The organism is Polynucleobacter sp. HIN5 (assembly GCF_030297555.1).
Lineage (GTDB): Bacteria > Pseudomonadota > Gammaproteobacteria > Burkholderiales > Burkholderiaceae > Polynucleobacter.
On sequence record NZ_AP028136.1, the window covers coordinates 860,258 to 882,640 of the forward strand.

The window sequence follows — 22,383 nt, forward strand, 5'->3', positions numbered from 1 at the left end:
ATGCATCCCATTCTGACCCTGTCATGGCAACCCTAAATAAACCTTGCCATGCCGTTTTACCCTCCGCGGGCATGGGCGTGCGCTTGGGTGGCGATCAACCTAAACAGTTTCGGCATTTGGCGGGTAAGCCCATGTTGCTCTATGCCTTGGATGCTTTCTTTGCCTGCCCTGAAGTGAACTCCGTCTGGATCGGCATGAGTCCTGGCTCCAATCCTTTGATCCATGATCTCAAGTCACGCTACCCCAATCCAGTCAAACGCTTTGAGTTTCTGGAAACGGGTGGTCCCACGCGGCAGCAAACGGTCTTAAATACGCTTGCGGCGATGCTTGATTTGGGGGTTGATCCCCACGATTGGGTATTGGTGCACGATGCAGCCCGCCCAGGAATCACCCCTGAATTGATTGCCCGACTAATTACCTTAGTAAAAGCCCAAGAACAGGCTGAGAACCACCATCAGGCATTGCAATCCGGCGGCCTCTTGGCGATGCCGGTTGCCGATACGATGAAAGAGACCACGCATGATGCGATGCGTGCCAAAACCACGATTGATCGCTCGCGTCTGTGGCAAGCACAAACCCCACAGATGTTTCCTCTCAAAGTGCTCCATGATGCATTAAGTCAAGCCATTGAAGCTGGGGCCAATATTACCGATGAAGCGAGCGCGATTGAGCGCTTAGGTGGGCAACCTCTTTTGGTCGAGGGTGCTACCCGGAACTTCAAGGTAACCCATCCTGCCGATTGGGAGTTGATGGAGCTGGTACTCAGTGAGCGTCGGTAAAATACTGCCATGATGACCAGCATTCCATTTCGGATCGGACAGGGGTATGACATTCATGCCTTGGTACCTGTTCGCAAATTAATTCTTGGGGGAGTTCACATTCCCTATGAAAAAGGTCTACTTGGACACTCGGATGCTGATGCATTGCTACACGCGATTACCGATGCACTTTTAGGTGCTGCTGGTTTGCATGACATTGGGCAAATGTTCCCCGATGACGATGCGCGCTTCAAAGACATGGATAGCCGAGTGCTACTGCGGGCAGCCTTGCAAGAGATCCAAGCCATGGGCTATCAGGTTGGTAATGTCGATGCCACTGTGATCTGTCAAAAACCAAAATTAGCCTCATATATTCCGGAGATGGTGCGCAATATTGCAAGCGACTTGAAGGTGACCGACAGCCATATCAATTTGAAAGCCAAAACCAATGAATCCTTGGGCCATCTGGGTCGGGGTGAGGGAATTGCAGTCCACGCCGTGGCTCTCCTCTATAAGGCATTGTAGAATCTACCTTTTACGTGAATTCTGAGCCGGTTCGTGTCTGCATCGCTGAAATGCGAGGATGGCGAAATTGGTAGACGCACCAGGTTTAGGTCCTGACGCCAGAAATGGTGTGGGGGTTCGAGTCCCCCTCCTCGCACCACACGGCTGCTTGGCTTAGTCTTCACATCTAACCTTCATTAAAGAGGCTGCAGTGCAAATCGAAAACTTAGGTAGCTTAGATCGCAAAATTACTCTCCAATTTAATCGTGCTGATGTGAACCAAGCACGCGAGGCCCGTTTAAATAAGATTGGTAAATCCATGAAGATGCCGGGCTTTCGTCCAGGCAAGGTGCCCAAGAAAATGGTGGAGCAGCAATACGGCCTGCAAGTGGATTTCGAGGTTCAGTATGACAAAGCGTCGCAACTCTTTTATGAGGTCAGCAAAAAAGAAGGAATCAAATTAGCCAGCCAACCCCGCTTGGAACCTAAAAGTGAGATTGGCGCCGATGAAGTTGTGTTTGATGCCTTTTTTGAGGTCTTGCCTGAAGTGAAGATTGGTGACTTCAGTGGCTCCGAGTTAACCCGCTACACCACCGATGTGAACGATCCCGAAATCGATCGGGCGCTCGATGTTCTTCGCAAACAACGCGTGCATTATCACTCCCGCGGTGAAGCCGGCGACCACGGTGATGGTGGTTCTGATACCAGCGCTCAAAAAGATGATCAAGTGACTCTGGATTTTGTTGGCACGATTGATGGCGTCGAGTTTGCAGGCGGCAAAGCCGATGACTTTAAGTTCGTAATCGGTGCCGGTCAGATGTTGCCAGAGTTTGAGGCCGCCGCATTAGGTCTTAAAAAGGGCGAGAGCAAAACCTTCCCCTTAAGTTTCCCAGCCGACTACCACGGTAAAGAGGTGGCAGGTAAAACCGCTCAGTTCACGATTACGATGAAGGATGTCGCCTGGCCTCATTTGCCTCCAGCGGATGAGGAGTTTGCTAAATCCCTGGGGATTACCGAAGGGGGCGTCGAGAAGATGCGCAGCGAGATCAAGGCCAATATGGAGCGCGAGGTCAAGCGTCGCACCGAGGCTCTCCTTAAGAACCAGGTCATGGACGAGTTAATCAAGCAATGCCAACTCGATGTGCCTAAATCATTAATTACTAGCGAGCAAGAGCGTTTAGTTGAAGGTGCTCGCCAAGATCTCATGCAACGCGGCATCCCCAATGCAAAGGATGCACCGATTCCTGCCGAGATGTTTGCTGAGCAGGCTGACAAGCGCGTACGGCTCGGATTGATTCTGTCGGATCTTGTTAAGCTTCACAGCTTAACTGCGACCCCGGATCAAATTAAAGCGTCGATCGAAGAGACCGCTGCGACCTATGAGGATCCCAAAGAGGTGGTTCGTTGGTATTACAGCGATCCAAGCCGCCTTAAGGAGGTGGAAGCCGTGGTTCTTGAGGAGAACGTCGTGAAACATATTTGCGGCCTCGCGAAGGTAACCGATCAATCGGTTAGTTTCGAAGAGCTCAGCAAAATGAGTTAATCTAATAGCCAATGATCAATCTAGAAAGTCAATGAGCATGAGCGCACTTGAGACCCAAGCCCTTGGTTTAGTCCCGATGGTGGTAGAGACCTCCGGACGAGGAGAGCGTGCCTACGATATCTACTCACGTTTATTAAAAGAGCGGGTGGTGTTTCTGGTGGGTGAGGTTAATGATCAAACCGCCAACTTGGTGATTGCGCAATTGCTATTTTTGGAGAGTGAGAACCCCGATAAGGAGATCTCGCTCTATATCAACTCCCCGGGTGGATCGGTGTCTGCTGGTTTGGCAATCTATGACACTATGCAATTTATTAAGCCGCATGTGAGTACCTTGTGCATGGGAATGGCTGCCAGCATGGGCGCCTTCTTGCTGGCCGCTGGTGAAAAGGGCAAGCGCTATGCCTTGCCCAATGCACGTGTGATGATTCATCAGCCATTAGGTGGTGCCCGCGGTCAAGCCTCTGATATTGAGATCCAAGCCCGCGAGATCTTGTATTTGCGCGAACGCTTGAACACAATTTTGTCGCAACGCACTGGTCAAACGATTGAGACCATCGCCAAAGATACCGATCGCGATAATTTCATGTCAGCCGAGCAAGCGCGTGATTATGGCTTGGTTGATAAAGTGATTGATCAACGCGGTAGCTAATACGTAGAACAAGCGATGAGCGAAACCACCACCACGGATAAAACGCTGTACTGTTCCTTCTGTGGCAAAAGCCAGCATGAGGTCAAAAAACTAATTGCCGGGCCATCGGTGTTTATTTGTGATGAGTGCATCGATCTATGCACCGATATAATTCAAGAAGAAATTGCCAAAGAGCCGCTAGCCAACAAAGGCGATGCGCTCCCATCTCCGCAAGAGATTCGCTTAAACCTTGATCAGTATGTGATCGGTCAGGATCTCGCCAAAAAAACACTAGCAGTCGCTGTTTACAACCATTACAAGCGCTTATTGCACCTGCCTGCACCGAAAGTGAAAAAGGGAGAGGGCGATAAAGCAGAGGCGCCCAAAGATGCTAAGAAAACTGCGGCGCAAGCTGGCAATAACAAGCCACTAGTCGATGGTGTGGAGCTGGCCAAGAGCAATATTCTATTAATTGGCCCCACGGGTTCCGGTAAAACCTTGTTAGCACAGACCCTGGCCCGCATGCTGGATGTGCCGTTTGTGATGGCCGACGCCACCACATTGACCGAGGCCGGATACGTAGGCGAGGATGTCGAGAACATCATTCAGAAACTCTTGCAAAACTGCGACTACAACATTGAGAAGGCCGAACGCGGCATTGTGTATATCGATGAGATCGATAAGATCTCGCGTAAATCGGATAACCCATCGATTACTCGCGATGTCTCAGGTGAAGGTGTGCAACAAGCGCTCCTCAAGTTGATTGAAGGCACGATGGCCTCAGTACCTCCCCAAGGTGGACGTAAACACCCCAATCAAGATTTCTTGCAAGTGGATACCACTAACATCCTCTTTATTTGTGGCGGTGCCTTTGATGGCTTAGAGAAAGTGATTCAGCAACGTACGCAAAAGACCGGGATTGGTTTTGGGGCAGAGGTCGCTGCCAAAGACAGCCGGGGTATCGGCCAGCTGTTAGCGGAAGTGGAGCCCGAGGATCTCATCAAATTTGGCTTGATTCCGGAGTTGATCGGACGCTTACCAGTTCTCGCAACCTTGGCGGAGCTTGATGAGACCGCTTTGGTCGCGATCTTGACCGAACCCAAAAATGCACTGGTGAAGCAATACCAAGCCTTACTTGGGATGGAGGGCGTGGAGTTGGAGGTTCGCCCAGAGGCCTTAAGTGCGATTGCCAAAAAGGCGATTGCTCGTAAAACCGGTGCCCGAGGCCTGCGATCTCTGCTCGAAGGGGTGCTGATGGATGTCATGTACGAACTTCCATCGATGAAGAATGTCCAAAAAGTCGTGATTGACGATAGCACCGTGCAATCTGGCGCCAAGCCTTTGGTTGTGTACAAGCAGGGTGGTGATGACGTAGAGTCATCCCTAAGCAAAAAGGCTTAGGCCTTTGTCACAAAACCCCCTGAAATCAGCCCCTTTTTTGCAAAATGAACCCTAGTTTAGGGTATTTTTGATCTTTTTTGTATGATTGGTATTGAGTTTCTCGATGAACTCCCCATATAGGTAGTATGCTAGCCGTAGATCTAACTGGAGAACAATGCAATGCCAGGACAATTATTACTTCCTTCTGAACCCATCCAGTTACCTTTGTTGCCCTTAAGGGACGTGGTGGTCTTTCCCCATATGGTGATCCCATTGTTTGTGGGTCGCCCCAAATCCATTAAAGCCCTCGAGGCCGCGATGGAAACCGGCAAGAGTGTCTTACTGGTGGCACAGAAAGCCGCAGCCAAAGATGAGCCCTCAGTTGAAGACCTTTATGAAGTGGGCTGCATTGCCAGCATCTTGCAAATGCTCAAACTCCCTGACGGTACAGTGAAGGTCCTGGTCGAAGGCTCGCAACGGGCTGAAGTGAGTCAGATTGAAGATAGCCTGGGCTACTTCAGTTGCGAAGCGACTCCCAAAGAGATTGAGGTGGTCGATGCGCATGAGACCGAAGCGCTGCGCCGTGCGATCATGGCTCAGTTTGATCAGTACGTCAAACTCAATAAAAAAATCCCCCAAGAGATCTTGGCATCGCTTGCTGGTATCGATGATCCTAGCCGCTTAGCCGATACCATTTGCGCACACCTGCCGGTGAAGCTGGAGCAAAAGCAGCGCTTACTGGAAATGAACGGAGTCATGCAACGCTTAGAAAGTCTCTTAACGGATCTTGAGAGCGAAATTGATATCTTGCAAGTCGAGAAGCGGATTCGTGGTCGCGTGAAGCGCCAGATGGAAAAGAGTCAGCGTGAGTACTATCTCAATGAGCAGGTTAAAGCCATTCAGAAAGAACTGGGTGAGGGCGAAGAGGGTGCTGATCTCGAAGAGCTGGAGAAGCGCATTAAAGCGGCACGCATGCCCAAGGAGGCCTTGAAAAAGGCCGAGTCTGAGCTCAAGAAATTAAAACTCATGTCACCAATGTCGGCTGAGGCGACGGTGATCCGTAACTTCATCGATACCTTGGTGAACTTGCCCTGGCGCAAGAAGAGCAAGATCAATAATGACCTCAGCAATGCCGAGAAAGTATTGAACGAAGACCACTATGGTCTGGATAAGGTTAAAGAGCGTATTTTGGAGTACCTTGCGGTTCAACAACGGGTAGATCGCGTCAAAGCACCCATTTTGTGTTTGGTTGGACCGCCCGGAGTGGGTAAGACCTCGCTTGGGCAATCGGTTGCACGCGCCACGAACCGTAAGTTCGTGCGCATGGCCTTGGGTGGGGTCCGGGATGAGTCCGAGATTCGGGGGCATCGTCGTACCTATATTGGTTCAATGCCAGGCAAGATTCTGAGTAGTCTCACCAAAGTGGGTGTTCGTAATCCATTGTTCCTACTTGATGAAGTTGACAAGATGGGAATGGACTTCCGTGGTGATCCCGCTAGCGCCTTGCTTGAGGTCTTGGACCCAGAACAAAACCATACCTTCCAAGATCACTATGTTGAAGTGGACTTTGATCTCTCGGACGTGATGTTTGTGGCAACTGCGAACTCGCTCAACATCCCAGGTCCTCTGCTAGACCGAATGGAAGTGATCCGCTTAGCCGGTTATACCGAGGATGAGAAACTTAGCATTGCGAAGAACTACCTCATTCCAAAGCAAATCAAGAACAATGGCTTGAAAGACGGTGAACTCACCATTGATGAGAGCGCGATTCGTAACATCATTCGGTATTACACGCGTGAGGCAGGGGTTCGTGCACTCGAGCGCGAGATTAGCAAAATCTGTCGCAAGACCGTGAAGATGCTGCTCCTCAAAAAAGAGAGCGCACCGATTAAAGTCGATGCTGACAATCTCGAGAAATTCCTATCGGTGCGCATGTTTGACTTTGGCTCCGCCGCGAAGGAGAACCAAGTTGGGCAGGTTACGGGTCTGGCATGGACTGAGGTCGGCGGTGATTTGCTCACCATTGAAGCAGCGCTGATGCCAGGTAAGGGCACAATTACGCGCACTGGCTCCATTGGTGATGTGATGAAAGAATCCGTCGAGGCTGCCAGAACAGTGGTGCGCTCGCGCGCCAAGGGGCTCGGTATTGTCGATGAGGCCTTCGAGAAGAAAGACATTCATATTCACTTCCCAGAGGGCGCCACCCCCAAAGATGGTCCATCGGCAGGTATAGCAATCACAACTGCACTGGTTTCAGTATTTACCGGAATCCCCGTGCGTTCAGACATTGCCATGACCGGTGAGATCACCTTACGAGGTGAGGTACTCCCGATTGGCGGCCTGAAAGAAAAGCTTCTCGCGGCACACCGCGGTGGGATTAAGTTGGTCTTGATTCCGGAAGAGAACGTTAAGGATTTAATTGATATTCCGGATAATGTGAAGAATGCGATCGAGATTATTCCAGTTCGCTGGATTGATAAGGTCTTAGAGCTTGCCCTCGAGCGCAAGGCTGAACCCCTACCTGATCCCAGCCCTGAGGAGTTGGCCAAAAAGGCTGCTGAGGCTGCGAAGCAAACCAGCAGCCCTGCAAGTGGAGACGTCATCAAACATTAAGTTACAATCTCGGTTGTCAGTTTTAAGGGTGCTTAGCTCAGCTGGTAGAGCGTCTGCCTTACACGCAGAATGTCAGCGGTTCGATCCCGTTAGCACCCACCATTTCCTCTAATCCATGTTCGATTCCGTACGTAAACACCAAAAACTAGCGCAGATCATCCTGCTTCTTTTTATTGTTCCGTCATTTGCGCTCTTTGGCATCTCGAGCTATACGGATTTCTTTGACAAAGATACCGATCTCGTCAAGATTGATGGCAAACCGATTACCACCCAAGAGGTGGATAACAACGCCAAGCGTCAAGCCGAGCGCTTTGGTGGGACCGCTCAGATTGCTCAGAGTCTGCCGTTCCGTCAAGCGGTTTTGGATGAGTTGATCCAGCAGCGCCTCTTGGCATTTGCCGTACGCGACCTCAAGCTCAGCATTAGCAATGCCTATCTCAGCCAAAGCTTAGCTCAGATCCCCGAGATTAAGGCCATGTATAAACCAGATGGCAGTTTTGACTCGGCACGCTATCGTCAGCTCTTAGCCAATGTGGGGATGACCGTTGATCAATTTGAGAACGCCCAGCGCTTTGATCTCATGATTCAGCAACTGGTTACCGCAGTGGCGCGTACCGAATTACCCAATCCAAAATTAGCGAGCATGATCTCAACCATGTATGAGACCGAACGCCAGGTTCAGTCCTTGCGCTTCACAGCCAATGAGTTTGTAAACAAGGTGACCCCGACCGATGCCCAGTTGCAAGAGTACTACGAGGCAAATACCAAACTGTTCGAGGCCCCAGAGACCATCGATGTGGAGTTCTTGGTTCTCAAAGCCGATCCTAAAGAGGATGCTAAGGTATTTAATGACAAGGCCGATCAGTTTGCAAACATCACCTATGATCAAGCAGACAGTCTTAAACCAGCAGCGGATAAATTAAAGCTCTCCATTCAGTCGGCCAAAGGGGTGGGGCGTAATGGTCAAGCGAGCCTCTCCAAAGATCACCCCATGAATGACCGACGTGTGGTGCAAGCGCTATTTAATGATGAAGCGCTCAAGAACAAACGCAACATCGAAGCAGTACAAATTGCCCCTGGCACCTTTGTGTCAGCGCGGGTGGTGACCTTCTACCCTGCCAAGGTTCTGCCTTATAAAGAAGTGAGCGCTGAAGTGCGCCGCCAGTACAGTCTGAAGGCTGCTCAAAAACTAGCCGCCGAAGCAGCGGGTACGCGCTTTGAGGCCCTGCAAAAGAATCCCAATGACACCAATGGTTTTGGTAAGCCAGTATGGGTCTCGCGCAATAAGCCAATCGATCTGATTGGCCCACAATTGGATGCCGTAATGGCGGTTGATCCAGCCAAACTACCGGTGGTGGTATCTGCCCAGGGCTCGGATGGCGGAATTACTCTGTATCGTATTGATCAAGTGCGTCAACCACCAGCCGCAGACCCCAAAATGAGAGTCGCACAAGCACAACAAATGGAAGCACTAGCAGCCCAAGCTGAGTTTGCAGCCTTCCTCAATCACATGCGCATCTTGGCGGATGTGAAAATTATCAATCCTCTGAAGTAATAATCAATTGGTTTTAAGAAGCTCTCGGTATGGTTCGAGAGCCTTCCAGACATTATTAAACAGGATTGGTTGTGCCTGTTCATTTGGATGAATCCGATCCGCCTGAAATAACTCAGGCCGGGTAGCGACACCCTCCAGAAAAAATGGCAGCAGAGGAACTTGCTCCGACTGCGATAGGGTCACAAAGAGTCGGGCAAACTGCTTGGTATATTCCTGACCATAGTTGGGAGGGATTTGCATCCCTAGGAGCAAGACCTCAGCGCCACTTTTCTTACTCATCACGATCATCTCTTTGAGGTTTTTCTGGGTAGCCGCGAGTGAGAGTCCTCGCAGGGCATCGTTGGCGCCCAGTTCAATAATCACTAAACGAGGCTTGATGCGTTTTAAGAGATCTGGCAGACGACTTAAGCCACCTGCGGTGGTCTCACCGCTAATGCTGGCATTGGCAACTTGCCAAATACTGCCATCCTTACGTAATTGATTTTGGAGCAATCCCACCCAACCGCTGCCGCGTGGCAGTCCGTACTCTGCAGAAAGGCTATCGCCCAGAACGAGGAGTTGTGGAGTCGCGCTTGGGGTCTTAGCAGTTTGTGCCTGCACGGGTGCGGCACTGACGAGTAAGATGGAGGCCAATCCAACAACAAATTGTTTAAACAAAGGATTCACATTGACTATTGTGCATGAATCTGCCCCAGTCTTGCAGGCCAAAGGTGTGGGTAAAACGGTTCAGACCAGTGATGGGCTGCTTGCCATTTTGCAAGACATTAATTTCACGATTCGATCAGGAGAGTCGGTTGCCATCGTGGGAGCATCGGGATCTGGTAAGAGCACACTGTTGGGATTGATGGCTGGCCTAGATCTACCCACGAGCGGCTCGATTGAGCTTATGCAACAGGATCTTGGTCGATTGGATGAAGACGGTCGGGCAAAGCTCAGGGGTCAGTTCGTGGGCTTTGTGTTTCAGTCCTTTCAGCTAGTACCGCATCTCAATGCCCTTGAGAACGTCATGCTACCTTTGGAGATTCGCGGAACGACTCTGACCGAAGCGCGCAAGCTCGCAAGCGATTGCCTCGCACGCGTCGGTTTATCGCAACGCTTGATGCATTACCCTAAAACCTTATCGGGTGGTGAGCAGCAACGCGTGGCCTTAGCCCGTGCATTTGTGAGTGAGCCATCTATTCTGTTTGCCGATGAGCCTACCGGAAGTTTGGACGAGGCAAGCGGCTCCAAAGTCATTGAACTCCTTTTTGAGCTCAACCGTGAGAATGGCTCCACCTTAATTCTGGTGACCCATGACCCCCAACTCGCAAACCGCTGTAGCCGTCAATTAACCCTGCAAGGTGGTCGTCTGGTCTAAAACCATGGTTGGGATCGCAGGGCTCTTATAATTAAGACATGTCCTTTTTCCGTTGTCTGCCCGGGGCTGACGCCCTCTCTGTATTCCGTCAACAACGGCTTCTGAGTTACCTCCATCAGGAGGGGATTGAGATTCAGTCGATTCATGCTCAGTATCTGCATTTTGTTTGGTCCACCAATGAGTTGACAAGCGATGAGCTAGCGACCTTAAATGCACTGCTGCAGTATGGTGAACCGTTCGAAGCAAAAGCAGCGCCGAATCGTGCGATCGTGATTCCACGCTTTGGCACGGTCTCTCCGTGGGCAAGTAAGGCGACGGATATCGCCCATCAGTGCGGATTAAAAGTCCTGCGAATTGAGCGGGGCATCGCTTATCAATGGAGTACTAAACGCACCCTAAGCCCAGAACAAGAACGTATTCTTCAAGCTAGTCTGTTTGATCGCATGACCGAAGTCATCATTACCTCGTCAGATGAGGCGAACGCCCTCTATCAAACCTTACCTGATCGTCCATTCACCCGTATTGATGTGATTGGCTTGGGTCAAAAGGCGCTTGATGATGCAAACCACGCTTTGGGGTTGGCTCTCTCTACTGATGAGATCACGTATCTTGAAGAGAACTTCAAACGCTTAGGTCGTAATCCTAGCGATGTTGAGTTAATCATGTTTGCACAAGCGAACAGTGAACACTGCCGCCATAAAATCTTTAATGCGAGTTGGACAATCGATGGAAAGGAGCAGGAACACTCGCTCTTTGCCATGATTCGGAATACGCACCGCTTACAACCCAAAGGGACAGTAGTGGCTTACTCAGATAACTCGGCCATTATGGAAGGGTGCGAAGCGGATGTATGGAGTTCCAGAGGCCCCGCCGGGCAATACCACACCAAGCGAACTCTGGTGCATACCTTAATGAAGGTTGAGACCCACAACCATCCCACTGCGATTGCGCCTTTTCAGGGGGCGGCAACTGGATCGGGTGGCGAGATCCGCGATGAGGGCGCAACCGGCATTGGTGGTAAACCCAAAGCAGGACTTACTGGGTTTTCAGTATCGAACTTGCATATCCCTGGCACGAACTTGCCCTGGGAGCAAAAGCCTTATGGCAAACCAGAGCGCATCGCGACCCCCTTACAAATCATGATCGATGGCCCACTGGGTGGCGCTGCTTTCAATAACGAGTTTGGTCGCCCTAATTTGGGCGGGTATTTCAGGGTCTTTGAGCAAACCATTGCAGGTAAGCACCGCGGATACCACAAGCCCATCATGATCGCCGGTGGCATTGGCGCGATTGAAGATATCCATACCCATAAGAAAACGATTCTGGATGGCGATCTGCTCATTCAGTTGGGAGGTCCCGGGATGCGCATTGGCATGGGTGGTGGCACAGCAAGCTCGATGGCAACAGGTACCAACACCGCCGACCTTGACTTTGATTCCGTTCAACGCGGTAACCCAGAAATTGAGCGTCGTGCGCAAGAGGTGATTAATCAATGCCGCTCCCTAGGAGAGAACAATCCGATTGTGTCAATCCACGATGTGGGTGCAGGTGGATTATCGAACGCCTTCCCTGAGCTTGCTGATAGTGCCAAGCTCGGTGCGCAATTTGAGCTTCGCAAGATTCCGTTAGAAGAGAGCGGCATGAGTCCTGCCGAGATCTGGTGCAATGAGTCGCAAGAGCGGTATGTCATTGCCATCCACGCTAAGGATCTCGAAGGTTTTGCCTCCATCTGTGAACGGGAGCGCTGTCCCTATGCGGTCGTTGGGCATACCACCCAAGATCGGCAGCTGCAATTGCACGATCAGCAGCAAAGTACCAATCCAGATCAACGCTATCCAATTGATATGCCCATGGAGGTGCTCCTAGGTAAGCCTCCTAAAATGCACCGTGATGTAGAAAGTACGCACGAGCAGTTTGCCCCCATCAATTGCAATGAGATTGATCTCAAAGTGGCGATTGAGGCGGTATTACAACAACCAACGGTAGCCAGTAAATCATTCTTAATCACGATCGGGGATCGCACCGTAGGAGGCTTGAACTCGCGGGACCCATTTGTGGGTCCATGGCAAGTGCCGGTGGCTGATTGCGCGGTCACCACCATGGACTATGAGGGCTATCGTGGAGAAGCGATGAGTATGGGTGAGCGCACCCCCGTAGCTCTCTTTAATGCGCCCGCGGCGGCCAAGATAGCAGTGGGTGAAGCCATCACGAATATTCTGGCAGCGGATGTCCAAGGCATTGAAGACATTAAGCTCTCGGCGAACTGGATGGCTGCTTGTGGTCAGGCGGGCGAGGATGCCAAACTCTTCGCCTCAGTAGAAGCGGTCGGTATGGAGCTCTGTCCTGCACTGGGGATCTCGATCCCAGTCGGGAAGGATTCTTTATCAATGGCTACCTCCTGGCAGGATCAGAATCAAGCCAAGCAAGTGATTGCTCCCGTGTCGCTCATCATCTCGGCCTTCGCCCCAGTAAATGATGTTCGCAAAACACTGACACCACAACTGAACACCGAGATCGCGGATACCGAACTCATTCTGATTGATCTGGGATGTAACCAAAATCGCATGGCGGGCAGCATTCTCACCCAAGTATTTGATCAAACCGATAGCGAAGCACCATCCGTTGATAAACCTGAGGTCCTCAAAGGTTTTGCCAGCGCGATTACGCAACTGCGTGCCAAGCAAATGGTCTTGGCCTATCACGACCGATCCGATGGAGGCCTACTCGCCTGTGTCGCGGAGATGGCCTTTGCCAGTCACTGCGGTATTTCCATCAACGTTGATTTACTCTGTATTGATGCGCGCACCGAACAGGATTACGGCGATGCGAAGAATTGGGCGAGCCAAGTCAGCGGTCGCCGCCATGAACAAACCATTCGGGCGCTCTTTAATGAAGAGCTTGGGGTGGTGATTCAGATTGAGCGTTCGCAGCGCGATCCGGTCTTTGCTATCTTGCGAGAACAGGGCATTAGTGCCTTTAGTCATGTGATCGGTAAACCCAATCCGAATGACACTTTAGAGATCTGGCGTGATGCAAAATGCGTTTACTCAGAGAGCCGCATGACCTTGCAAAAACTTTGGCAAAACACCAGCTATCAAATTGCACGTCTACGCGATAACCCCGAGTGCGTTGATAGTGAGTTCAACGCCTTGGATGACGCCAAGGACCCGGGCATGAGCCCGAAGCTCACGTTTGATCCCAACGAGAACATCAGTGCGCCATACCTCCAAAATGCCATTCGTCCAAAGATCGCCATCTTGCGCGAGCAGGGCGTGAACTCGCATCTGGAGATGGCCTATGCAATGGATCTTGCTGGTTTTGCTACGCACGATGTTCATATGAGCGATTTGCTTGCGGGCCGTACACACCTTAACGAGTTTCAAGGCCTAGTTGCCTGCGGTGGATTCAGTTACGGCGATGTACTCGGCGCCGGTGAAGGATGGGCTAAGACCATTCTCTTTAACCAAATGCTCAGTGATCAGTTCAGGGCATTTTTCAACCGCTCGGACAGTTTTGCATTAGGCGTTTGCAATGGCTGTCAGATGATGAGTAATTTATCGAAACTCATTCCAGGGGCAGATGCCTGGCCGAAGTTCACTCGCAATCAATCAGAGCAATACGAAGCGCGTTTGGTGATGGTGGAAGTGTTAGATTCTCCATCGCTATTCTTCAAAGGCATGGCTGGAAGTCATTTACCCATTGCGGTAGCACATGGTGAAGGCTATGCGAACTTTAAACACCAAGGCAATGATCAACAGATTGAATCCAATCACTTAGCAGCCATGCGCTTTGTTGATCACTACGGCAAGTCAACGCAGCGCTATCCATTTAATCCCAATGGCTCGCCTCATGGACTCACGGGTGTAACGACTACCGATGGTCGCTTCACAGTGATGATGCCGCACCCCGAGCGAGTGTTCAGAAATGTGCAAATGAGTTGGTATCCCAAAGAATGGCATCAGCTCGCGGATGGGGCAAGCCCGTGGCTTCGCATGTTCCGTAATGCCCGCGTTTGGGTGAACTAGGTGGCAAGCAACAAAACATCGTTTCCCCCGGTTACATTCTCCGAGTCTGGTGGTATTCGATATCTGCATTTAGGTACGCCTTGGATTCAAGGCGCGATGCGCATTCGGGATCCGAACGAAATCTATCTCGAGTACTCCCAGCAAATGATGGCGTGGCTTCTATTTTTACAAAGTCATCCCCGGATGCAAGTCACTCAATTGGGTCTTGGTACTGGATCCTTAGCAAAGTTCACCCTCGAACATTGTCCTGGTGTACACAACACCATCGTGGAAATTAATCCAGCGGTGATCATTGCGGCTAAGACCATGTTTGATCTACCCACAGACCCCAACTTAACGATTGTTGAAGATGATGCATTCGCGTATGTGAAGAACACACGCTATCAACAACAGTCTGATGTCTTGCAAGTGGACCTGTACGATGCACAAGCCAAAGGGCCGGTATTGAGCTCACTCGAGTTTTACCAAGCCTGCTACCAAAGCTTAAAAGTAGTTGGAGTGATGACCGTTAATTTGTTCTCACAGCATAAAAGCTTTGACATTAATCTCAACAATATCTGCAAAGCGTTTAAGGGCAGGGTACTCATCTTCCCAGAATCGCACGATTGCAATGCGGTCGCCATTGCTTTTAAAGGCCCCATGATCAAGACGGATTGGGACCCTATTGTGCAACGCGCCAAAATGATTGAAACAACGACGGGACTTCCAACCAAGCCTTGGGTACAGGGCTTACGGACAGTGAATGCTCATCAAGAGGAAGCTCTAGCCATCTAAATAAACCTTTTTCTTTTACAGATTTATATGTAATATTTACTTTACATACCTAATCTGGGGTTTTAATGATGACCGATACAACTTTTATTACCCTGTTTATCCTCTTTGGTGCATGCTTTGGCTTTCTCACCTATGCACAGCGTCACCTGTATAGTGAGGGACCTCACCAGGCAAAGGGCACGGATGACAGTCTATTTGAGACTCGCACGTTTTGGGTCCTGCTATGCGCATTACTCTGGCCAATCATGGTCGTGACCAGAATCCATAGCGCTTGGCTGCTTCACAAACGCAAAAAGCAAGCGAAGCCGGTCGTCTTGCATTGATATTTGAATCACCGAAGAGTAAGAACTGAAATAAAAAAGCCCAAGGCTAAAACCCCTGGGCTATTTTGTTTACGGACCCGCTTAAACGTTGACGGTATCCGCAACCTCACTAAAGTCTTTGATCTTGTCAAAGTTCATGTAACGATACACATCATTGGCTTTGGCATTGACCGCTTGGAACTGCTCCAAGTATTCGGCCATAGTAGGTATGCGGCCCAAAAGGGCGGCAACTGCAGCAAGTTCAGCGGAAGCTAGATACACCCGCGTATCAATCCCTAAACGATTGGGGAAGTTACGTGTTGAAGTGGAAACCGCCGTAGCGCCTTTGCGGATTTGAGCTTGATTACCCATGCATAACGAGCAACCGGGGGACTCCATGCGCGCACCGGTGCGACCCAGAATGCCATAGTAGCCTTCCTCGGTGAGGATCATGGCATCCATCTTGGTGGGCGGTGCTACCCAGAGGCGGGTTGGGATATCGGTTTTGCCTTCGAGGATTTTGCCAGCTGCACGGAAGTGTCCAATATTAGTCATGCACGAACCAATAAACACTTCATCAATTTTGTCACCCTGAACCTCAGAGAGGTACTTCACATCATCTGGATCATTGGGGCAAGCCAAGATTGGCTCTTTGATCTCGTTTAGATCGATCTCAATAATCTCGGCGTAATCCGCATTCTCATCGGCTTTGAGTAATTGTGGATTTGCAATCCAACTCTCCATCGCTTTGATACGGCGTGCGAGGGTGCGCTTATCTTCGTAGCCATTCGCAATCATCCATTTCATGAGCGTAATGTTGGAGCGCATGTATTCGATAATGGGCTCTTTATTGAGATGCACGGTGCAACCACCGGCAGAACGCTCGGCTGATGCATCGGATAGTTCAAAAGCCTGCTCGACCTTGAGATCAGGTAAGCCTTCAATCTCGAGAATACGACCTGAGAACACATTCTTCTTCCCTTTTTTCTCAACGGTGAGTAAGCCACGCTTAATCGCAAAGAGAGGAATCGCATTGACCAAGTCGCGTAAGGTGATCCCAGGTTGCATTTGACCTTTAAAGCGAACTAGGACGGACTCGGGCATATCCAGAGGCATGACACCGGTGGCAGCCGCGAATGCGACGAGACCCGACCCGGCAGGGAAAGAGATGCCAATTGGGAAGCGAGTGTGGCTATCGCCACCGGTGCCACACGTATCGGGCAACAACAGGCGGTTTAACCAACTATGGATCACACCATCGCCCGGGCGCAATGAGACGCCACCGCGATTGGTCATGAACGATGGCAGTTCATGATGGGTACGAATGTCCACTGGCTTTGGATAGGCCGAGGTGTGGCAGAACGACTGCATCACTAAGTCTGCTGAGAACCCCAAGCAAGCGAGGTCTTTTAGTTCATCGCGGGTCATTGGACCCGTGGTGTCTTGCGAACCAACGGTGGTCATATGGGGCTCACAATAGGTTCCTGGACGAACGCCTTGGCCTTCGGGTAGGCCGCAGGCACGACCGACCATCTTCTGTGCCAAGCTAAAGCCCTTCTTGTTATCAGGTGGGCTAATCGGTACTCGGAACTCGGTTGATGCGGGTAAGCCTAAGGAGGCACGCGCCTTGGCCGTTAAGCCACGACCAATGATGAGTGGAATACGACCACCAGCGCGAACCTCATCGAGGATTACTGGCGACTTCAATGTGAACTCGGCAATCACCTTGCCATCTTTGTAAACCTTGCCTTCATAGGGGCGCAGTTCAATCACATCACCCGTATTCATTTGATTGACATCGAGCTCAATGGGGAGGGCGCCAGCATCTTCCATGGTGTTAAAGAAGATCGGTGCAATTTTGCCGCCTAAGCAAACACCACCATAGCGCTTATTGGGTACAAATGGAATGTCTTGACCGGTCCACCACAGAACGGAGTTGGTGGCTGACTTACGAGACGACCCAGTGCCAACGACATCGCCCACATAGGCAATTTGATGACCTTTTTGCTTGAGCGCCTCAATTTGTTTCATGGGGCCGCGCACTCCAGCCTCATCAGGTTCAATACCTGGACGGGGGTTCTTGAGCATGACGGTCGCATGGAGCGGAATATCTGGACGGCTCCACGCATCGGGGGCTGGGGAGAGGTCATCGGTATTGGTCTCACCGGTTACCTTGAAAACCGTCAGGGTCATCGACTCGGGGACGGCGGGGCGGCTGGTAAACCACTCGGCATTGGCCCAACTCTGAATCACAGCCTTAGCATTTGCGTTACCTTTCTCGGCTAACTCATTGACATCATTAAAGTAATCAAACATGAGCAAGGTTTTCTTGAGGGCTTCGGTCGCTGCAGCGCCACACTCCTTGTCCTCAAGCAATTCAACCAATGGCTTGATGTTGTAGCCCCCAAGCATGGTGCCCAAGAGCTCAGTTGCTTTGACTCGGGAGATAACGGACGATTGCAGCTTCCCTTTGGCAAGCGCATCCAAAAACTCAGCCTTCACCTTGGCGGCTTCATCCACGCCAGCAGGTACACGATAGGTAATTAAATCAAGGAGTTGTGCCTCTAAACCCTTGGGAGGGTTTTGCAGCATTTTGACCAATTCTGCGGTTTGATCCTTGGTTAATGGGAGGGCGGGGATGCCTTGCGCGGCACGTTCGGCTACATGGGATTGGTATGCGTCTAACATAAGATTCCTGATCAGAAGTGGGCCAAAAGAACAGGCTATATTGTAAAACTTTACTGACAGTGGATCTAGTGAAAATACCTCTAATCCGCCTGATATTTACAGGATCTCTTCGTCCTTCAGTGCCCAAACCAGGGCAATCACCCAGCCAATCAAGGACCACCCTAAAAAGAGGTTCAGGGCAAAAATAGCCCCGGTATTGGCGCGTTTGCGGTAGAACGCAATGGCCACCGGCAGGAGGTAAAACAGGGATAGAAGGGTGATGAGGATGGCGAAAAATAAGCGCATTTCCAATTTTACTTAGGGCAAGTCCGAAGTCTCTTTTTTTCAATCTGCTCCAGCTATCGTTATAATTGCGTATTACCAATAGACGTTAAGCGATGACCAAATACGTTTTTGTCACTGGTGGTGTAGTTTCTTCTCTCGGAAAAGGAATTGCAGCCGCCTCGCTTGCCGCGATTCTTGAATCACGCGGCCTGAAAGTCACCCTCCTAAAATTAGACCCCTACATTAACGTCGATCCTGGAACGATGAGTCCGTTTCAGCACGGAGAGGTATTCGTGACCGAAGACGGCGCTGAGACCGATCTCGATTTGGGTCATTACGAACGCTTTGTGAGCGCCAAGATGCGCAAGAGCAATAACTTCACCACCGGCCAAATTTATGAGTCGGTGATTCGGAAAGAGCGCCGTGGCGAGTATCTCGGTAAGACCGTTCAAGTGATTCCCCACATTACCAATGAGATTCAGGCCTTTGTGGAAAAGGGTGCCAAAGCGAGTCACGATGGCCATGCCGATATTGCGATTTGCGAGATTGGCGGTACCGTCGGTGATATCGAGTCCTTACCGTTCTTAGAAGCGGCACGTCAAATGAGTTTGCGCCTCCCCAAAGGCGATTGCGCATTCGTGCATCTCACCCTAGTGCCTTGGATTCAGAGTGCAGGGGAGTTGAAGACCAAACCCACGCAGCACTCGGTGCAAAAGCTCCGCGAGATCGGTATATTGCCCACTGTCTTACTGTGCCGCGCCGATCGCGAGATCCCCGATGACGAGCGTGCCAAGATCTCTTTGTTCTCGAATGTACGTGAAGAAGCGGTCATTTCAGTGTGGGATGTCGATACGATTTATAAGATTCCGAAGATGCTGCATGAGCAGGGGATGGATGAGCTCTTATGCAAGGAGCTCAATATTCAAGCTAAGCCTGCCGATCTCTCGATGTGGGATTCCCTGGTGTATGAGCTTGAGCATCCTCAGTATGAGGTCACGATTGGCATGGTGGGCAAATATGTGGACCTCACCGAGTCGTATAAATCATTGATTGAAGCGCTGCGCCATGCTGGTATTCATAATCACACCAAAATTAATATTCGGTACATTGACTCCGAGCGCTTAGAGCAGGGGAATCTAGAGTGCCTTTATGATCTCGATGCCATTTTGGTACCGGGTGGATTTGGTAAGCGCGGCACCGAAGGAAAAATCAAAGCCATTCAGTATGCGCGTGAGAACGTCGTGCCCTATTTAGGTATTTGTTTAGGAATGCAGCTTGCTGTGATTGAGTTCGCACGGCATGTTGCCAAGATCGAAGCAGCCAACAGCACCGAGTTTGACCCAGAGACCCCCAATCCAGTTGTGGCACTCATTACCGAGTGGCTCGATCGTGAGGGCAAGATTGAAAAACGTGCAGCGGACTCCGATATGGGTGGCACGATGCGCCTAGGTTCACAAAAATGCCCGGTGAAGCCCAATACCCTCGCTCATAGCATTTATGGTTCTGAGGTGAATGAACGTCACCGCCATCGCTATGAAGTCAATAACATCTATGCCCCAAAGCTTGAGAAAGCCGGCTTGATTATTTCTGCGCGTACCCCCAATGAGGATTTGCCAGAGATGATGGAGTTGCCTAAATCGATGCATCCATGGTTCTTCGGTGTGCAGTTCCACCCTGAGTTCACCTCAACCCCAAGAGCCGGGCACCCCTTGTTCTTGGCGTACATTCGCGCAGCCCTCGCGCGTCAGACTGCTAAAACGGCAGTCGCCGCGTAATTGGATCCTTATGTTGAATCATTTGTGTGGCTTTGAGATTGGTTTAAACAAACCGTTCTTCTTGATCGCGGGCCCTTGCGTGATTGAGTCGGAACAGTTTTCCATTGACACGGCCGGTCAGATCAAAGCAATTTGTGCAGATCTTAATATTCCCTTTATCTACAAGTCTTCCTTCGATAAAGCCAATCGTTCCTCAGGATCCTCGTTTCGGGGACTGGGAATGGAAAAGGGCTTAGCGATCTTAGAAAAGGTTAAGAAGCAAATTGGGGTACCAGTCCTCACCGACGTACATGAAATCAGCGATGTGAGCGCAGTAGCCTCCGTAGTTGATGTCTTGCAAACCCCAGCGTTTCTCTGTCGCCAGACAGACTTCATTGCTGCTGTTGCTCAAAGTGGTAAACCGGTCAATATCAAGAAGGGGCAATTCCTGTCCCCCTATGAGATGGGTAATGTGGTCGATAAGGCACGTGCTGCTGCGCGTGAGAAAAACCTACCCGATCAGTTTATGGTGTGTGAACGTGGCGCCAGCTTTGGCTATAACAACTTAGTCTCGGATATGCGTAGCCTAGCCATCATGCGCGCTACGCAAGCTCCCGTTGTATTTGATGCAACTCATTCGGTGCAATTGCCCGGTGGTCAAGGCAGCAGTAGTGGTGGACAGCGGGAGTTTGTGCCAGTGCTAGCACGTGCAGCGGTAGCCGTTGGTATCAGCGGTCTATTTATGGAGACCCATCCGGATCCAGCCAAGGCATTATCGGATGGTCCCAATGCAGTGCCGCTCAATTACTTAAAAGAGCTATTAGCAACACTGCAACAGTTGGATCGTGTTGTGAAACAAAGCAATATGTATTTAGAAGACCGATTTGTGGGTTGACCCTAGCTAATCATCGACCTTCATCACCGAATAAATATTTAGGAGAGAGCATGAGCGCAATTGTTGACATTATTGGTCGCGAGATCCTGGACTCGCGTGGTAATCCCACCGTTGAGTGCGACGTTTTACTAGAGTCGGGTGTCATGGCGCGCGCTGCCGTTCCATCTGGAGCATCGACCGGTTCGCGTGAGGCGATTGAGTTACGCGATGGTGATGCCAATCGCTATCTGGGCAAGGGTGTATTGAAAGCGGTTGAGAACATCAATACCAAAATTGCTGAAACCGTATTGGGTTTGGATGCCAGTGAGCAGGCCTTTTTGGATCATACCCTCAATGATCTTGATGGTACCCACAATAAAGCCGGTCTTGGGGCAAATGCCACTTTAGCAGTATCCATGGCCGTAGCGCGTGCTGCCGCTGAAGAGGCTGGCTTGCCACTTTATCGCTATTTTGGTGGCTCAGGCGCCATGCAATTGCCTGTACCCATGATGAACATCGTCAATGGTGGTGCCCACGCCAACAATAGTTTGGATATTCAAGAGTTCATGATCATGCCCGTGGGTGTCGACAGCTTTCGGGAGGCGCTACGCTGTGGTGCCGAGGTCTTTCATGCGCTCAAGAAAATATTGCACGACAAAAATATGCCAACCTCGGTAGGCGATGAAGGCGGCTTTGCACCTAACTTCAAGAGCAACCAAGAGTGCTTAGAAACCATTCTGAGTGCCATTGAGAAAGCGGGCTATCACGCCGGTGACGATGTATTGCTAGCCTTAGATTGTGCAGCGAGTGAGTTCTATAAAGATGGTAAGTACCATTTATCCGGCGAGGGCTTACAACTAAGTTCTACTGAGTTTGCCGATTACCTTGGTAATCTAGCTAATCAGTTCCCGATCGTGTCGATTGAAGACGGAATGCATGAAAGCGATTGGGATGGCTGGGCAACCCTCACCCAAAAGCTTGGCCAAACCATCCAATTGGTTGGGGATGATCTCTTTGTTACCAACACTCGCATTCTCAAAGAGGGGATCGACAAAGGAATTGCAAACTCGATTCTGATTAAGATTAATCAAATTGGCACTCTCACTGAAACCTTTGCGGCGATTGAGATGGCCAAACGCGCTAATTACACCGCGGTGATTTCTCATCGCTCCGGTGAGACCGAAGACAGCACAATTGCCGATATTGCAGTAGGTACCAATGCCGGCCAAATTAAAACCGGTTCCCTGTCTCGCTCCGATCGGATTGCTAAGTACAACCAGCTCCTGCGGATTGAAGAGGATTTGGGTGATGTAGCGAGCTACCCTGGTAAGGCTGCGTTCTACAACTTGCACAATCTAAAGTAA

General features: G+C 50.5%; 17 protein-coding genes and 2 tRNA genes. 16 read left to right on the forward strand and 3 right to left on the reverse strand.

Features of this window, described 5'->3' with window-relative positions:
* Positions 1-23 precede the first annotated feature (23 nt).
* From ispD to QUE61_RS04620, 9 genes are all read left to right on the forward strand, one after another.
* Positions 24-779, forward strand: a complete 756-nt coding sequence (ispD, locus tag QUE61_RS04580; protein ID WP_286308061.1) for a 2-C-methyl-D-erythritol 4-phosphate cytidylyltransferase — start codon at positions 24-26, stop codon at positions 777-779.
* 9 nt (positions 780-788) lie between these two features.
* Positions 789-1,283, forward strand: a complete 495-nt coding sequence (ispF, locus tag QUE61_RS04585; RefSeq protein WP_286308063.1) for a 2-C-methyl-D-erythritol 2,4-cyclodiphosphate synthase — start codon at positions 789-791, stop codon at positions 1,281-1,283.
* A 52-nt stretch (positions 1,284-1,335) separates the two neighbouring features.
* Positions 1,336-1,422 (forward strand) — tRNA-Leu (locus QUE61_RS04590).
* Positions 1,423-1,473: 51 nt separating this feature from the next.
* The gene (gene tig, locus QUE61_RS04595; protein WP_286308066.1) at positions 1,474-2,805 is read left to right on the forward strand and encodes a trigger factor; all 1,332 of its coding nucleotides are present in this window, start codon (positions 1,474-1,476) and stop codon (positions 2,803-2,805) included.
* A gap of 31 nt (positions 2,806-2,836) precedes the next feature.
* Entirely contained in the window at positions 2,837-3,454 is a 618-nt protein-coding gene (clpP, locus tag QUE61_RS04600) for an ATP-dependent Clp endopeptidase proteolytic subunit ClpP (protein ID WP_108508366.1), read from the forward strand.
* 15 nt (positions 3,455-3,469) lie between these two features.
* Positions 3,470-4,834: an ATP-dependent Clp protease ATP-binding subunit ClpX gene (clpX, locus tag QUE61_RS04605; RefSeq protein ID WP_286308070.1), complete on the forward strand. Its 1,365-nt coding sequence runs from the start codon at positions 3,470-3,472 to the stop codon at positions 4,832-4,834.
* A gap of 159 nt (positions 4,835-4,993) precedes the next feature.
* A complete protein-coding gene (gene lon, locus QUE61_RS04610; protein ID WP_286308071.1) occupies positions 4,994-7,426 on the forward strand; it encodes an endopeptidase La in 2,433 nt (810 codons plus the stop codon).
* A 26-nt stretch (positions 7,427-7,452) separates the two neighbouring features.
* Positions 7,453-7,528: transfer RNA gene (locus QUE61_RS04615), tRNA-Val, on the forward strand.
* 13 nt (positions 7,529-7,541) lie between these two features.
* Complete coding sequence (locus QUE61_RS04620) at positions 7,542-8,981, forward strand: peptidylprolyl isomerase (RefSeq protein ID WP_286308074.1); 1,440 nt, start codon at positions 7,542-7,544, stop codon at positions 8,979-8,981.
* Between the two features lie 3 nt (positions 8,982-8,984).
* Here QUE61_RS04620 and QUE61_RS04625 read toward each other — a convergent pair whose 3' ends face one another.
* The gene (locus QUE61_RS04625) at positions 8,985-9,647 is read right to left on the reverse strand and encodes an arylesterase (RefSeq protein ID WP_458574721.1); all 663 of its coding nucleotides are present in this window, start codon (positions 9,645-9,647) and stop codon (positions 8,985-8,987) included.
* Position 9,648: 1 nt separating this feature from the next.
* Here QUE61_RS04625 and QUE61_RS04630 point away from each other — a divergent pair, with 1 nt between their 5' ends.
* The 4 genes from QUE61_RS04630 (at position 9,649) to QUE61_RS04645 (ending at position 15,460) form a co-directional block, all read left to right on the forward strand.
* Positions 9,649-10,338: an ABC transporter ATP-binding protein gene (locus QUE61_RS04630; RefSeq protein ID WP_286308076.1), complete on the forward strand. Its 690-nt coding sequence runs from the start codon at positions 9,649-9,651 to the stop codon at positions 10,336-10,338.
* Between the two features lie 38 nt (positions 10,339-10,376).
* The gene (gene purL, locus QUE61_RS04635; RefSeq protein ID WP_286308078.1) at positions 10,377-14,363 is read left to right on the forward strand and encodes a phosphoribosylformylglycinamidine synthase; all 3,987 of its coding nucleotides are present in this window, start codon (positions 10,377-10,379) and stop codon (positions 14,361-14,363) included.
* Positions 14,364-15,137, forward strand: coding sequence for a spermine/spermidine synthase domain-containing protein (locus tag QUE61_RS04640; protein WP_286308079.1), 774 nt, complete (start codon positions 14,364-14,366; stop codon positions 15,135-15,137).
* 65 nt (positions 15,138-15,202) lie between these two features.
* Positions 15,203-15,460 carry a hypothetical protein gene (locus QUE61_RS04645; protein ID WP_286308082.1) on the forward strand — a complete coding sequence of 86 codons (258 nt, stop codon included), beginning with the start codon at positions 15,203-15,205 and terminating at the stop codon, positions 15,458-15,460.
* Positions 15,461-15,541: 81 nt separating this feature from the next.
* On the opposite strand, the gene acnB is transcribed toward QUE61_RS04645, so the two are convergent.
* The gene (gene acnB / locus QUE61_RS04650; RefSeq protein WP_286308084.1) at positions 15,542-18,127 is read right to left on the reverse strand and encodes a bifunctional aconitate hydratase 2/2-methylisocitrate dehydratase; all 2,586 of its coding nucleotides are present in this window, start codon (positions 18,125-18,127) and stop codon (positions 15,542-15,544) included.
* A 96-nt stretch (positions 18,128-18,223) separates the two neighbouring features.
* Positions 18,224-18,412 (reverse strand): superinfection immunity protein, encoded by a 189-nt coding sequence (locus QUE61_RS04655; protein WP_286308086.1) that lies wholly within the window; start codon positions 18,410-18,412, stop codon positions 18,224-18,226.
* Between the two features lie 92 nt (positions 18,413-18,504).
* Between QUE61_RS04655 and QUE61_RS04660 the strand changes: the two genes are divergently transcribed.
* From QUE61_RS04660 to eno, 3 genes are read left to right on the forward strand one after another with little or no spacing between them, the layout of a single operon-like run.
* Positions 18,505-20,166 (forward strand): CTP synthase, encoded by a 1,662-nt coding sequence (locus QUE61_RS04660; protein ID WP_286308087.1) that lies wholly within the window; start codon positions 18,505-18,507, stop codon positions 20,164-20,166.
* A 10-nt stretch (positions 20,167-20,176) separates the two neighbouring features.
* Entirely contained in the window at positions 20,177-21,040 is an 864-nt protein-coding gene (gene kdsA / locus QUE61_RS04665; RefSeq protein ID WP_286308089.1) for a 3-deoxy-8-phosphooctulonate synthase, read from the forward strand.
* Positions 21,041-21,090: 50 nt separating this feature from the next.
* Complete coding sequence (eno, locus tag QUE61_RS04670) at positions 21,091-22,383, forward strand: phosphopyruvate hydratase (protein WP_286308092.1); 1,293 nt, start codon at positions 21,091-21,093, stop codon at positions 22,381-22,383.

Excerpts from the sequence above, each read along its gene's own strand:
- QUE61_RS04620 (WP_286308074.1), top strand. The coding sequence starts at position 7,542 with ATGTTCGATTCCGTACGTAAACACCAAAAACTAGCGCAGATCATCCTG.
- acnB (WP_286308084.1), bottom strand. The coding sequence starts at position 18,127 with ATGTTAGACGCATACCAATCCCATGTAGCCGAACGTGCCGCGCAAGGC.
- eno (WP_286308092.1), top strand. The coding sequence starts at position 21,091 with ATGAGCGCAATTGTTGACATTATTGGTCGCGAGATCCTGGACTCGCGT.
- QUE61_RS04645 (WP_286308082.1), top strand. The coding sequence starts at position 15,203 with ATGATGACCGATACAACTTTTATTACCCTGTTTATCCTCTTTGGTGCA.
- clpX (WP_286308070.1), top strand. The coding sequence starts at position 3,470 with ATGAGCGAAACCACCACCACGGATAAAACGCTGTACTGTTCCTTCTGT.
- ispD (WP_286308061.1), top strand. The coding sequence starts at position 24 with ATGGCAACCCTAAATAAACCTTGCCATGCCGTTTTACCCTCCGCGGGC.
- kdsA (WP_286308089.1), top strand. The coding sequence starts at position 20,177 with ATGTTGAATCATTTGTGTGGCTTTGAGATTGGTTTAAACAAACCGTTC.
- purL (WP_286308078.1), top strand. The coding sequence starts at position 10,377 with ATGTCCTTTTTCCGTTGTCTGCCCGGGGCTGACGCCCTCTCTGTATTC.
- ispF (WP_286308063.1), top strand. The coding sequence starts at position 789 with ATGATGACCAGCATTCCATTTCGGATCGGACAGGGGTATGACATTCAT.
- lon (WP_286308071.1), top strand. The coding sequence starts at position 4,994 with ATGCCAGGACAATTATTACTTCCTTCTGAACCCATCCAGTTACCTTTG.
- clpP (WP_108508366.1), top strand. The coding sequence starts at position 2,837 with ATGAGCATGAGCGCACTTGAGACCCAAGCCCTTGGTTTAGTCCCGATG.
- QUE61_RS04660 (WP_286308087.1), top strand. The coding sequence starts at position 18,505 with ATGACCAAATACGTTTTTGTCACTGGTGGTGTAGTTTCTTCTCTCGGA.
- QUE61_RS04655 (WP_286308086.1), bottom strand. The coding sequence starts at position 18,412 with ATGCGCTTATTTTTCGCCATCCTCATCACCCTTCTATCCCTGTTTTAC.